This is a genomic window from Citrobacter sp. TBCP-5362 (genome assembly GCF_005406305.1).
In the GTDB taxonomy this organism is placed as follows: Bacteria; Pseudomonadota; Gammaproteobacteria; order Enterobacterales; family Enterobacteriaceae; genus Citrobacter_B; species Citrobacter_B koseri.
This window is the reverse complement of record NZ_CP040234.1, coordinates 2,236,110-2,249,846: the sequence shown is the minus strand read 5'-3', so window position 1 is coordinate 2,249,846 and position 13,737 is coordinate 2,236,110. Positions and strand designations below refer to the sequence as shown.

Below are 13,737 nucleotides of genomic sequence, written 5' to 3'. Positions count from 1 at the left end.
GTGTCATCCTCCCGCAGGCCGGATAACCTCCATCAGGCATTCATGCCATTCAGCACCGCAAGAACCTCATCCGAAAGTTGCAAATCCCCTGCCGCCATATTTTCACGCAAATGCGTCACTGACGACGTTCCCGGAATTAACAGGATATTGGCTGAACGTTGCAGCAACCATGCCAGCGCTACCTGCATTGGCGTCGCATTCAGGCTGGCGGCAACGTCGGAGAGCGTTGATGACTGCAACGGCGTAAACCCGCCCAGCGGGAAGAACGGCACATAAGCGATACCCTCGCCCGCCAGCGCGTCAATGAGTGCGTCATCCTGGCGATGGGCGATATTGTACTCATTCTGCACGCAAACAATTTCGGCAATCTTCCTTGCCTCAGCCACCTGTTTCGCGGTGACATTGCTCAGACCGATATGCTTCACCAGCCCCTGCTGCTGAAGTTCAGCCAGCACGCTAAAACTCTCTTCGATAGATCCTTCATGCGGGCCATGACCGTCGCCGAACATAACGCGCAGGTTGACCACATCCAGCACATCAAGTCCGAGATTACGCAGATTATCGTGAACCGCCTGCTTCAATTCCGCAGGCGAGAAAGCGGGCAACCACGACGCATCTTCCCCGCGACGGGCGCCAATTTTGGTGACGATCGCCAGATCGTCAGGATACGGATGCAGCGCTTCTCGAATGATTTGGTTCGTAACATGCGGGCCGTAAAAATCGCTGGTATCAATGTGATTCACACCCAGCGAAATCGCCTCCCGAAGCACCGTCAGCGCGACGTGACGATCTCTCGGTGGGCCAAATACACCAGGTCCTGCCAGTTGCATGGCCCCATACCCCAGCCGTTTTACCTGCCGGGAACCGAGAGAAAACGTCGCTGAATTACCGTGACTTGCCATAACTGCCCCTCTTGCTGAATATCGCTTCGGAGCAGACAGTATAGAAACTTACCCTGCAAATTATCGCGCTTTATCATACAAAACAGAAAATACGTAGAAGCTACGCACTGTTGCCAGTTACTTTTTCAGCCACTTACCGTTAATGCCCTGCACATACTCACCCGGCTTTGCCCGGTCGACCAGCTTTTGTCCGGCCATTTTCGCCACCTCATCCACCGGAATCTGATGGCTTTTCGCCAGCTGTTGATAACTGGCGCTACGCTCTTTATTAATCTCGCTGACGAGCGAGCGCGTTTCTGGATCGGTTGCCAGCGCCACCAGATAACCATTAAGCGTTTCCCCCACTCGCCCTTGCGTTCTTGCTTCGCTCAGGGTCAACGCGATGGCGTTGCAGCTCAATAAACTCAGGATAAGAACGGTCGCTCTAAGCTGTTTTTTCATCATGACCTCAGAACAAATCACTACGTGACTTCAATAAACTTTCCACGTCCTTATCAACCTTGATATGAATTTCATGCTCAATTTTGACGTTCATATTGATGGTGATCGGTTCCTTCGGCGCTGCAACTTCAATACGCGGCGTACAGCCCGCCAGTAAGAAGAGCGCCAGCATGGCAATCATCGTTTTCATTGTTGTTCCTCACATTCCTTGCCTTCCGGGCAACGGGTTTCCGGCAACGCGGTGTTTTGTTCAAGCCATGCCTGTAAGTTGTCGCCAAAACGCAAACTGCGCCAGAGCGTAAAGACATTTTCTTCATGGGTATAGTTCAGGTTAACCGTGCCGACTTTACCGTCCACATGGCTTTTACCCGTGACCGTCGCCTGCATGGTCAGCACGCCCAGATTGTCCAGATTAATCTTCGTCCACGAACGGGCAATCTCCATATAGCGTAACCAGTTGATTGCCGCGCCCGCCGCCATATTGTCTTTGACGACCGCATCGGCGGTATCTTTATCGATACGCAGCGTCATCGGGCCTGGATTGGTTAACCAGCCGTCTTTAATGATCCATTTTTCATTACTCAGCCACAGCGGAAGCGCGCCGCTAACCGGGCCGGACATCGCAAATTGTTTGGGATTCACCGCGCTGATCAGTTCGCTGGAAGAGACATTTTGCACCCGCAGTAGTGCCGGATCGTGCTGCGGCATACGCAGCTGTTTCATGATGATTTTGCCGCCCAGCACATCCACGCTCACGTCACTCAGCAATAAAGGATTCTCTTCGCTCCACGGATAACTTCCCTGGAGGTCGGCCGTGATATTTTTCGCGGTGACCTGGTTTACCACCTCTGCGATGCGTAATGACACCGGCCCGCGCGTCCCCAGTTGCCAGGCACCCTGACTGAAACGGAACGGCAACACAAAATCGACGCCGTTGATTTGGTTGTCCGGCATCCAGGCGCTACCGCCTTTCAGTACGCCGTGTCCACCCGCTTCGAACCCCTGATCCTCTGCGGCGGAAAAAGCCACCTGCGCATACAGTTCGCCTGCGCGCAAATTCATTTTCCAGTCAGGAGGCAGCAAGGGCTGGAAGACCGTAACCGACTGTTTTGGCCACCAGGCCTGCCCGCGTAAACGAATGCCGTCCCAGCGCCCATTTACCCGCACTGGCCCAATCGCCCCGGCGTGCAGGTCGCCTTTGAACTGGAATACCGTTGGGTCCGTTCCTTCAACGCTGAATTTGAGCGTTGACGGCGGTAAGACGCTGCCGCCGGTGAATACGGTATTGCCCGCATCCAGCGATAACGCGCCGCTGAAGGTCGGGTTCCCGGCATCACGAACCCACACGATCGGTTTATCCAGCACCAGGCGCGGAGACGCCACCGTCATCGTGCCGTATTGCAGTTGATCGAACCCGGTGGACAGGTCGGTAAGCGTGATGGTGTTATCGTGCCATTCTCCTTTCCCGGCGACATCCCAACCGGCGTTCATCGGGGTGAAGCTGCCCTCGCCCCAGTAACGCCACTGCCAGCGCCCTGCATCGGGAAGAAAATCATTCGCCAGCCCATCAAGATGCAGGACAAAGTCGCCCATCTTATTTTCGTGCGCGCGTAAAATTGCCTGTAATCGGCCATCAACTCCGCGTTGGGTGACTTTTACACCAGCCAGCGGCCAGCGAATTTCGTCAATATCCAGAGAGTCGATCACCCGGCCACGAGAACGCAACAGCGCGCCGGGTTCAAAGGTCAGTTGTGGATCGGCCAGACTGCCGGTGAGCTGTGTCGGCAGTACCGCATAAAAAATCAGATCGTCCTGTTTCGCTTCACCGGTTAAACGCAAGGGCATGTCGCTGTTATCCATACTCAGCTTGCCTGGCCCAATCGTCAGCACCGCATTGCCTTTACCCGCATCGCCTTGCGTCAGAACATTCAACCGGCCGCTTATCACCGCATTCTCAGGACCTGCCTGCCAGTTATTAATGTTGATCCCCAGACGTCCGCTCAGCGGAAAGCCCTGATACGGCCAGTTCCAGCGTCCATCGCTGATGGCAAGTTGCTGGCGAGTAACCTGCCAGGGGAGATCGAGCAGCGGCTCCGGGTTACCGCGCGCCATGACGATCAGCTGTCCGGCGTTGTCCCGCCACTCCAGTTCCGCATCCACCAGCGACGGTTCCTGCGGCAGGCTCAGCGTTGCGACGGCGTGTCCGTTCACCGGCAGCCCGTCCGGCACCAGAGGCAGCGTAAATTCTCCTTCCAGTTTTACAGGGGGCTGATTTTCGAAGGCGCTCACCTCCAGTTGGCTGACGGTGAAGTTTTGCCCGTGCAGCCGCCCCTGAAAGTTGACCTTCTCGCCCTGATAACGAATCTGTTGGAGGGCTGGCGTCAGCGAAAGCGACAATTTCCCCTGCCATTCCTGCCAGGGAGAAAGAATAAGCCTGTCGATATTAACCCAGGTATTAGGCAGCATAGACTGCCATTCTGCGAGCGTGCGCGGCGCCGCGGGCGATGGTTCAGATTCAGGGAGTTTTGCCAGACAGGCGGAGTCCAGTTCAAGCGTACCGATATTCAGCTGCCAGCGGCTGGGATGGGTGAGTTCCGCGCCGCTCATGCGTGCTAACGGGCAGTCCTCCACCAGATAACGCAGCTCCGGGATATGCAGGCCGTGGCGCGTAAGTTTCGGGCTTTCATCCAGCGCGATACGCGTACCAACCGGTAACCAGATGCCCGCCAGCGTAGGAAGCCACAGGCCAAGCGTCATGAGCAGCGTTAACGGTATAAGGATCAATAATAAAAGTAGCGCGAGAACGGCTTTGTATTTACCCTTCATGGGTAGTTAATATCCTGATTTAGCAAAAATTAAGCCGGTAAGGCCCGTATTGTGGCATGTTTGGGCGCTCAGTTGAAGGCGTCGCCCTCACTAAGGATAGATGTTCTGCCGCGACCCAACAATTTTGAGGCCGTCTTAGAAATGATAAAGTTGATGATATAACAGAGCGTTAGTATCCGTTCTTTCTGCCATCTCACCATGATGGCGCACATCCGCAGTCAGGCAAACATTTTGTACTGAATTAACTCAGTCTCCTGATTTATTACGGAAAACAGAGGCGCAGAGGACTGAGCATTTGCAGATCCTCTGCCAGGGCTCACATTCCTGCCATCCTGTAGCAGCGTTTATACCCGGTATGTTCCATTCCTGAATGCCAGATACCGGGTAAGGTCATATTTCAGCAAAACTGCGCCAGCGCCAATCAAGAGAACATCCTTGATAATGAAGCTGTCAATTTTCCCCAGTTGTGGCAGCAGGCTCAGAGTCGTTACTCCTGTAGTGATAACAATGAGATCGCCAGATATGCCAACACCAGGTCGGGCGAAGCCAATGATCAACGCAAGAAATGTAATGGTTTCCATAACGCCAAGGAAATAACTTCCCCCGTGGACACCAAAAATCAAATACAGAATATTGAGCCATGTTGATGAAATCAGAGGCTCCAGGGCCATAACTTCAAAATCAAACCATTTATAAGTACCAAACAACATAAATACACCGATAACGCTCAGGCGAAGAATGACGATATCGTAATCTGAGTGAATAAATCGATTAATGAAATTCTTCATTCATATTCTCCGGGAAGATAATAATGAGATGCCAGCCAGATTTTATCTCAGATGAGAAATATCAGTTCAAAAAAAGCATTCCGATCAATGCCGTTACTTTTAAATGGCAGGTGCATTCCATTTTTTAAGCCGATTTTTTTCTTGATATTGTAAATATGCGAATATACTGTTTTCTTACTTCGACCTCTCACCCTGGCGATTTGCTCTACACTAAAGTGTTTATAGTATAAAAGGAAAGCGATAATTCTTTCATTATGTGTTAATGATTTACCTTGATCATTCAAACAAGATCCATGCTTCATATTGCAAGGCTCTGACTTGCAGGCAAGGTAAAAATCATACCCGTAGAAAAGTATGCTCATGAGTCCGGCGAACTCATTATCACAGATAATAAAATACGTTTCTCTTTCGCTGTTAAAATGTTCAACGCCAAGTGCCTCACACGAATTGAATAATACTTCAGCGCCTTGCTGAAAATAAAAATCATGCGTCGCGATGATAATTTTCATTATTGCTCCCTGAGCAGGGAGTAAAATACCCCCTGCTGTAAGCTTTAATCAGAACTCCAGACTAATACCCGTGTTCCATGAAACGGAGTCTCCACCGGCCGCAACTGCCATTTTACCTGCAACATTGTCTGTAAAGCGGTAGCCGATCCCAACGGCTACTGCCTGCTTATCTGAATATCCTCCCAATGCCGCAGTAGCATTAAATTTACCCACGCTATAAGGCTGGAATAAACCTGCAAGCGCCGCATTCTGAGCTGCACTTTCACGAATTTCTTTGCGGTTGTTAGATATCTGTTTTTGCAGACCATTCATTCTGTCTGCCGCCATTTTTTGCCAGGATTCATGAAGATCTAAACGGCGACTATTCTTACTGGCCGCAGACTGGTTAGCATTGATTTTTCCAGATAAATATTTGCTGGTCTGAGAAAGCTCGCCACGAACAGTTTCCGTATTGTTGTCTATACGCGCGTAAGCATCCCTTTTGACACTGCCGATTTCGCCGCGCAGGGAATCACCCTGCTGCTTAAGCTCGCCACGCACGGCTTTTGCATTACTGTCGGCCCGTGCGTAGGCATCCCTTTTGGCGCTGCCGATTTCACCACGCAGGGAGTCACCCTGCTGCTTAAGCTCGCCACGCACGACTTTCGCATTATTGTCAGCCTGTGCAATTGCATCAGCTTTGGCCTGGCCGATTTCGCCGCGCAGAACATCCTTTTGTTCATCCAGTTCTTTATTAACCTTTCCAACGCTTACGGTCACGTCCTGTTTTAGCTTATTTACTGCCTCCTGCTGTAAAGCCAGTGAGCGATTTTGAGTATTAACCTGTTCATTAATATAATTTTTCGTCGTATTTGTAGCGTTACTTACACGTCCGTCTACAAATCTAACCACCTCATCTCGATAATTCTCCCCTTTTTGAGAAATGGTTTGAGCTAATTCAACCAGGTGGTTAAATAGTTCTTTTTTGGTAATTGGTGCGTTGGGGTCGTCCTGGTCCGCTGCCCAACTGATATTGCTTAGAGCCCCGAACAAAACCACACCTAACATAGAGGCCATAACATTCTTATGCATGTAAACACCCTTAAATTAAAATTAGGAACAATTTTTATCTATTGCAGAAATAAACAGACTCAACCAGAGAACAACAATCTGGAATTCGCCATCTTTTGCGTAGGAAGTTTTCAATCAACCAGACTTGCCTGATTCCAACTTTTAAATTAATTGCTATCATCTCTCGACTGAAGCCAGAAAGTATTAGTGCAAGAACACTTTTAGACAGCTTCGATAACCTCCCGGAAGAAAGTCGCGCATGTGTTATTTCATTAAGTAAAGGTACTGTATCCGTAAGATATGCTGTATCCTGAACAGATTCTTTCCTTAGTAAAACAGGAGGAAGAAAATAAATTACACGCTGTATTGTTTTATCGTGGTGTTTTACACCGCTTCTCCCTTCAATAGTGAAGTAGTTAAAAAACTCAGCAATGGTCTCATCCACAGGCAAAAAATAGCCATGCTTAAATATCAATGCTGCGCACGGGTAACATTCCCGAACATGCAGCCAGAAACTCAAAAATAAAGACGGCCGCCCATATATTACGACAGTAGCTGAAGGATACCTGTGAAGCTGCTCCAGTAGACTACATGTAGAGCAGGCATTTTCAGTTATTGAAATTGGTTTATTCAATAAGGTTATCTTGCTTACTGTTCCAGGCTTATTCATCGACAGATTCATCGCGTACATTTTTATTCCATTAAAAAGTCGCTACGATACTGCGCGCAGTCATAATAACACCTCCAACTTAACTTCGCCGGATAAGACAGGATTTAACATGCTGTGTTGTTAATAGTATGTATTAAGTTAAGGCAATATCATCCCTCCACTCTCGTTTGTATTAAACGTGTTAATAAAAATCACGAAGATTCCAGTTAAAATAACAAAACTAATTTCTTGGTTAAATTATGCTTATTTGGAATCCTTTGACAATCCCTTGATAAACGGGATAACAGGAGCATATCAACGCCTGTTTAAATAAGTGCAAAAAATAAAAGGGAAATTACTGCTGGTCACACCAGACAGGACAATTGGTGAAATTTACAGAAATGTGATAAATATCACAGCAAATGAAAAAGTTCATGAAATTCATCATGGAATGGAGCGATGGGCGGAGCAATTATTAATTTTTGTCAATCAATTGAAGCGATAGGTGATTTCGTATGAAAGTGATGGTTTGCAGGTTATGTCTGTCGGTTGTTCGACGTTACGAACGTCTGTCAGCCTGATTCGCTACAGAAAGGATACGTCAGTCTATGGAAGAGTAACTGACCCACTGATAAGGCGTGGGTTCAGAATGACCGGAAGGGAAATATGTGTTAAAGAAAGTTGTTTAATTTTAGTATGATAGGTGCCTTAAGAAGAGATGTTCTAAAATTATTCATTATGTCATGGTCACTTCTATCAATTATTTTTTAAATTTTGTAAGATAATTTTAATTAATTCAATGTTATTCCACCATCGCTGGAGAAAGTCTTATGAAACTCGCTGTTTACAGTACAAAGCAGTACGACAAGAAGTACCTGCAACATGTTAACGAGTCCTTTGGTTTTGAACTTGAATTTTTTGACTTTCTGCTGACTGAGAAAACGGCAAAAACCGCCAACGGTTGCGAGGCGGTATGCATCTTCGTTAACGACGACGGCAGCCGCCCGGTTCTGGAAGAGCTGAAAAAACACGGCGTAAAATACATTGCGCTGCGTTGCGCTGGCTTCAATAACGTCGATCTGGACGCCGCAAAAGAGCTGGGTCTGCAAGTCGTGCGCGTCCCGGCCTATTCTCCTGAAGCCGTCGCCGAACATGCGATTGGTATGATGATGACGCTGAACCGTCGCATTCATCGCGCTTATCAACGTACCCGTGATGCAAACTTTTCACTGGAAGGTCTGACCGGTTTTACCATGCACGGTAAAACGGCTGGCGTGATCGGGACGGGCAAGATCGGCGTCGCCGCGCTGCGTATTCTGAAAGGTTTTGGTATGAGACTGCTGGCGTTTGATCCTTACCCAAGCGCCGCCGCGCTGGAGCTTGGCGTGGAGTATGTCGATCTGCCGACGCTGTTTGCAGAGTCTGATGTCATTTCTCTGCATTGCCCGCTGACAGCTGAAAACTACCATTTGCTTAATCATGCCGCGTTCGATCAGATGAAAAACGGGGTGATGGTGATCAACACCAGTCGTGGGGCGTTGATTGATTCGCAGGCGGCAATTGAAGCGCTGAAAAACCAGAAGATTGGTTCACTGGGGATGGACGTCTATGAAAACGAACGCGATCTGTTCTTTGAGGATAAGTCCAACGATGTGATTCAGGATGACGTATTCCGTCGTCTGTCTGCCTGCCATAACGTGCTATTCACCGGGCACCAGGCTTTCCTGACCGCGGAAGCGTTGACCAGCATCTCGGAAACCACTCTGCAAAATCTGGAACAGCTCTCAAAAGGTGAAACCTGCCCGAACGCCCTGTTCTGACCCTTCTGCTCCCCTGCGTTCAGGGGAGCACTTTCAGATAATCCCCGATGATATACCAGGCTATATCATTACAATTATGAATGATTTCCCGTCAGCAAATGTAGAGAGTTTTAATGAAGAAGATCGTCGCACTGGTTGCACTCAGCATGCTTATGGCAGGCTGCGTCAGCAATGGAAAAGTCTCCGTTAACCGTGATCAGCTACAGCATCACCGTTTTGTTCTGGAGAGTGTAAACGGAAAACCAGTCGCTGCGGGTAAGAACGCCCCGGAGTTAAGCTTCGGTGAAAAAATGACGGTTTCCGGCCGCATGTGCAACCGCTTCAGTGGCCAGGGCAAGCTGTCTGATGGCGAGCTGAAAGTCAAAGAAATGGCGATGACGCGTATGATGTGCGCCGACCCGCAGTTAAATGAACTGGATCACACCATCAGCGCGATGCTCAAACAAGGCGCGCAGGTCGACTTAACGGCTAACCAGTTGACGCTGGCGACCGCAGAACAAACGCTGATGTTCCGACTGGCTGATTTAGTGCATTAATAGCTGCCGCAGCTTCCAGCAGCGAGCGACTGTTCACTACAGCGTTTGCCGTTGGGTAATGCGCACATGCCGATCGCCGACCCGTCAAGCTGACGGGCAACAGAGAGCGACCCGCCAATCATGGCGCAGTTAGCTTCCCCGGAACTGGACATTGCCGCCTTTAACCCCGGCGCAACATGCGCTGCCGTCGCCTGCTGAACAGGCTCATTACTACAGGCCGACAATAATAACGCGGCACACCCCACTAAAAACGCTGCGCGCATCTCTCTCCCCTCTGAACGTTAGCCAAAACGACACCGCCATAAATAATAGGCAGGCTGCCCTGCGTCGTCGAGAGGCAAACTGCCCATTTATGCGGTTCATTGACATTTTTTAGCAATTTTTTTGCCCTCTCTTTGATCAAATCATTCATTCCCTCTATTCCAGGGACACAAAAGCGAAAATGGTAGAGATCGGGGTTTGCTAAAATAGAGAGATAACTATCAGGGCCCGCCGATGTTTCGCGAGTCCCTCTTTTTGTGCAATGTAAGGGTGTCATATGATCACTATTGACGGTAATGGCGCGGTTGCTTCGGTCGCATTCCGTACCAGCGAAGTTATCGCCATCTACCCAATTACGCCCAGTTCGACAATGGCTGAGCAGGCGGATGCCTGGGCCGGAAACGGGCTTAAGAACGTCTGGGGCGATACCCCTCGCGTCGTAGAAATGCAGTCGGAAGGCGGCGCCATCGCCACCGTTCACGGGGCATTACAGACCGGCGCGCTCTCGACCTCATTTACCTCATCTCAGGGCCTGCTGCTGATGATCCCAACGTTGTACAAACTGGCGGGACAGCTCACGCCGTTTGTACTCCACGTCGCCGCACGCACCATTGCTACTCATGCCTTGTCTATTTTTGGCGATCACTCTGATGTGATGGCGGTTCGCCAGACCGGCTGCGCCATGCTGAGCGCCGGTAGCGTTCAGGAAGCGCAGGATTTCGCGCTCATTTCGCAGATTGCCACGCTGAAAAGCCGCGTACCATTTATTCATTTCTTTGATGGTTTCCGCACCTCGCATGAAATCAATAAAATTGTGCCGCTGGCGGATGACACCATTCTGAAACTGATGCCGCAGGCTGAAATTGACGCGCACCGCTCCCGCGCGCTCAATCCTGAACATCCGGTGATTCGCGGCACGTCTGCCAACCCGGATACCTACTTCCAGTCCCGTGAAGCCACGAACCCGTGGTACAACGCGGTTTATGACCACGTTGAACAGGCAATGAATGATTTCGCCGGAGCCACCGGTCGCCAGTACAAGCCGTTTGAATACTATGGCCACCCGCAGGCGGAACGCGTCATTATTCTGATGGGTTCCGCAATCGGCACCTGTGAGGAAGTGGTGGACGAGCTGCTGGCGCGCGGCGAAAAAGTGGGCGTACTGAAAGTCCGTCTGTTCCGTCCGTTCTCAGCAAAACATTTATTACAGGCGCTGCCGGAAACCGTACGTACCGTCGCCGTACTGGATCGCACCAAAGAGCCTGGCGCGCAGGCCGAACCGCTGTATCTGGATGTGATGACCGCGCTGGCGGAGGCATTCAACAGCGGCGAGAGAGAAACCTTACCGCGCGTGATCGGCGGGCGCTATGGCCTCTCTTCAAAAGAGTTTGGCCCCGATTGCGTGCTGGCTGTTTTCAACGAACTGGCGCGCGCCAGACCCAAATCCCGCTTCACGGTTGGCATCTATGATGATGTCACTAATCTGTCTCTGCCCCTGCCGGAAAACACCCTGCCCGGTACAGCGAAACTGGAAGCGCTATTTTATGGTCTGGGCAGCGACGGCAGCGTTTCTGCAACCAAAAACAACATCAAGATTATTGGTAACTCCACGCCGTGGTATGCACAGGGTTACTTTGTCTATGACTCGAAGAAAGCTGGCGGGCTGACGGTCTCTCACCTGCGCGTCAGCGAGCAGCCGATTCGTTCCGCTTATCTGGTGGCGCAGGCTGATTTTGTCGGCTGCCACCAGTTGCAGTTTATTGATAAATATCAGATGGCGGAACGTCTGAAACCAGGCGGTATTTTCCTGCTCAATACGCCGTACAACGCAGATGAAGTCTGGGCACGTCTGCCGCAGGAAGTTCAGGCGGTGCTGAACCAGAAAAAAGCGCGGTTCTTTGTGATTAACGCGGCTAAAATCGCCCGCGAATGCGGACTGGCGGCACGTATTAATACCGTGATGCAGATGGCCTTCTTCCACCTGACGCAGATTCTGCCTGGTGAAAGCGCGCTGGCGGAATTACAGGGAGCGATAGCGAAAAGCTACAGCAGTAAAGGCCAGGAGCTGGTTGAGCGTAACTGGCAGGCGCTGGCGCTGGCGCGCGAATCGGTAACAGAAGTTCTGTTGCAGGCGGTGGACCCGCACAGCGCAAATCGTCCTCCGGTGGTGTCTGACGCAGCGCCCGATTTCGTTAAAACGGTTACAGCCGCCATGCTCGCCGGGCTTGGTGACGCCCTGCCCGTTTCAGCGTTGCCGCCAGACGGCACCTGGCCGATGGGGACGACCCGTTGGGAAAAACGCAACATCGCCGAAGAGATCCCTATCTGGAAAGAAGAGCTGTGTACCCAGTGTAACCACTGTGTCGCCGCCTGCCCGCACTCGGCGATCCGCGCTAAAGTGGTTTCGCCGGAAGCAATGGAGAACGCCCCGGCCAGTCTGCACTCGCTGGATGTGAAATCACGCGATATGCGTGGTCAGAAATACGTGTTGCAGGTGGCGCCGGAAGACTGCACGGGTTGTAACCTGTGTGTTGAAGTTTGCCCGGCGAAAGACCGCCAGAACCCTGAAATCAAGGCCATCAACATGATGTCCCGCCTTGAACATGTCGAAGAAGAAAAAGTGAATTATGACTTCTTCCTCAATCTGCCGGAAATCGACAAGAGCAAGCTGGAGCGTATTGATATTCGCACCTCTCAACTGATCACGCCGCTGTTCGAATACTCCGGCGCCTGCTCCGGTTGTGGTGAAACGCCGTATATCAAGCTGCTGACCCAGCTGTATGGCGACCGCATGTTAATTGCCAATGCGACCGGCTGTTCTTCTATTTATGGCGGTAACCTGCCTTCAACGCCTTACACCACCGATGCCAACGGTCGCGGCCCCGCATGGGCGAACTCGCTGTTTGAAGATAACGCCGAATTCGGTCTGGGCTTCCGCCTGACAGTTGATCAGCATCGCGTGCGCGTCATGCGGCTGCTGGAACAGTTCGCCGATCGCATCCCAACGGATTTAAACGACGCATTGCACGCCGACGCGACGCCGGAAGTTCGTCGTGAACAGGTCGCCGCATTACGCCAGCATCTGAAAGATGTCGACGGCGCGCATGAACTGTTAACCGATGCCGATGCGCTGATTGAGAAATCAATCTGGCTGATTGGCGGTGACGGCTGGGCCTACGATATTGGCTTTGGCGGTCTGGATCATGTGCTGAGCCTGACCGAGAACGTCAATATTCTGGTTCTGGACACGCAGTGTTATTCCAATACCGGCGGACAGGCGTCGAAGGCGACGCCACTTGGCGCGGTCACGAAGTTTGGCGAACACGGCAAGCGCAAAGCGCGTAAGGATCTGGGTGTGAGCATGATGATGTACGGTCATGTGTATGTCGCGCAGATCTCGCTGGGCGCGCAGTTAAACCAGACGGTGAAAGCAATCCAGGAAGCGGAAGCGTATCCGGGGCCATCGCTGATCATTGCATACAGCCCATGTGAAGAACACGGCTACGACCTGGCGCTGAGCCACGATCAGATGCGTCAGTTAACGGCTACCGGCTTCTGGCCGCTGTACCGCTTTGACCCGCGTCGCGCCGATGAGGGTAAACTGCCGCTGGCGCTGGATTCCCGTCCACCGTCAGACGCGCTGGCAGAGACGCTGCTCAACGAGCAACGCTTCCGCCGCCTGAATGCACAGCAGCCAGACGTTGCTGAACAGCTCTGGAAGGATGCGACGGCGGATCTGCAAAAACGCTATGACTTCCTTGCTCAACTGGCAGGTAAAGCAGAAAAGAGCGGTGCTGAATAATACGGCTGTTTGAGTATTCGTCAGGACGAAAAAAAAGCCCGAACCTTGGTTCGGGCTTGTCAATTCATTCGCTGGAAGATCAGTACTTATCGCAATGGCCCAACGAAAAAAGCAAATTGTGACAATAAAGGCATATAACCCGCGCAGAATATC

12 protein-coding genes are annotated in these 13,737 nt (G+C 51.1%); 3 read left to right on the top strand and 9 right to left on the bottom strand.

Translation table 11 applies throughout. The features are described from left to right. Positions 1-32: 32 nt before the first annotated feature. From FD428_RS10755 to FD428_RS21730, 8 genes are all read right to left on the bottom strand, one after another. On the bottom strand, positions 33-902 hold the full coding sequence (locus FD428_RS10755) for an aldo/keto reductase family oxidoreductase (protein ID WP_012132313.1): 870 nt from the start codon (positions 900-902) through the stop codon (positions 33-35). Positions 903-1,019: 117 nt separating this feature from the next. After that, entirely contained in the window at positions 1,020-1,343 is a 324-nt protein-coding gene (locus FD428_RS10750) for a YdbL family protein (protein WP_024130313.1), read from the bottom strand. Between the two features lie 7 nt (positions 1,344-1,350). Beyond that, the gene (locus FD428_RS10745) at positions 1,351-1,533 is read right to left on the bottom strand and encodes a YnbE family lipoprotein (protein WP_012132311.1); all 183 of its coding nucleotides are present in this window, start codon (positions 1,531-1,533) and stop codon (positions 1,351-1,353) included. Then, entirely contained in the window at positions 1,530-4,169 is a 2,640-nt protein-coding gene (locus FD428_RS10740; protein WP_114847879.1) for a YdbH family protein, read from the bottom strand. The genes FD428_RS10745 and FD428_RS10740 overlap by 4 nt, the downstream gene beginning before the upstream one ends. Positions 4,170-4,513: 344 nt before the next feature. After that, positions 4,514-4,957 carry a DUF417 family protein gene (locus tag FD428_RS10735; protein WP_114847878.1) on the bottom strand — a complete coding sequence of 148 codons (444 nt, stop codon included), beginning with the start codon at positions 4,955-4,957 and terminating at the stop codon, positions 4,514-4,516. A 47-nt stretch (positions 4,958-5,004) separates the two neighbouring features. Further along, positions 5,005-5,466, bottom strand: a complete 462-nt coding sequence (locus FD428_RS10730; RefSeq protein ID WP_114847877.1) for a helix-turn-helix domain-containing protein — start codon at positions 5,464-5,466, stop codon at positions 5,005-5,007. A 48-nt stretch (positions 5,467-5,514) separates the two neighbouring features. Continuing rightward, entirely contained in the window at positions 5,515-6,537 is a 1,023-nt protein-coding gene (locus FD428_RS10725) for a YadA C-terminal domain-containing protein (RefSeq protein WP_114847876.1), read from the bottom strand. A gap of 34 nt (positions 6,538-6,571) precedes the next feature. Then, entirely contained in the window at positions 6,572-7,207 is a 636-nt protein-coding gene (locus FD428_RS21730) for a hypothetical protein (protein WP_123907487.1), read from the bottom strand. Between the two features lie 788 nt (positions 7,208-7,995). Between FD428_RS21730 and ldhA the strand changes: the two genes are divergently transcribed. Both ldhA and hslJ read left to right on the top strand, forming a co-directional pair. After that, the gene (ldhA, locus tag FD428_RS10720) at positions 7,996-8,985 is read left to right on the top strand and encodes a D-lactate dehydrogenase (protein WP_012132304.1); all 990 of its coding nucleotides are present in this window, start codon (positions 7,996-7,998) and stop codon (positions 8,983-8,985) included. A gap of 113 nt (positions 8,986-9,098) precedes the next feature. After that, positions 9,099-9,521, top strand: a complete 423-nt coding sequence (gene hslJ, locus FD428_RS10715; RefSeq protein WP_047463583.1) for a heat shock protein HslJ — start codon at positions 9,099-9,101, stop codon at positions 9,519-9,521. Here hslJ and FD428_RS10710 read toward each other — a convergent pair. Beyond that, positions 9,518-9,784, bottom strand: a complete 267-nt coding sequence (locus FD428_RS10710; protein ID WP_012132302.1) for a DUF333 domain-containing protein — start codon at positions 9,782-9,784, stop codon at positions 9,518-9,520. The genes hslJ and FD428_RS10710 overlap by 4 nt on opposite strands. A gap of 275 nt (positions 9,785-10,059) precedes the next feature. On the opposite strand from FD428_RS10710, the gene nifJ reads away from it, so the two are divergent. Further along, positions 10,060-13,584, top strand: coding sequence for a pyruvate:ferredoxin (flavodoxin) oxidoreductase (gene nifJ / locus FD428_RS10700; protein ID WP_114847875.1), 3,525 nt, complete (start codon positions 10,060-10,062; stop codon positions 13,582-13,584). The last annotated feature ends 153 nt before the right edge of the window (positions 13,585-13,737 follow it).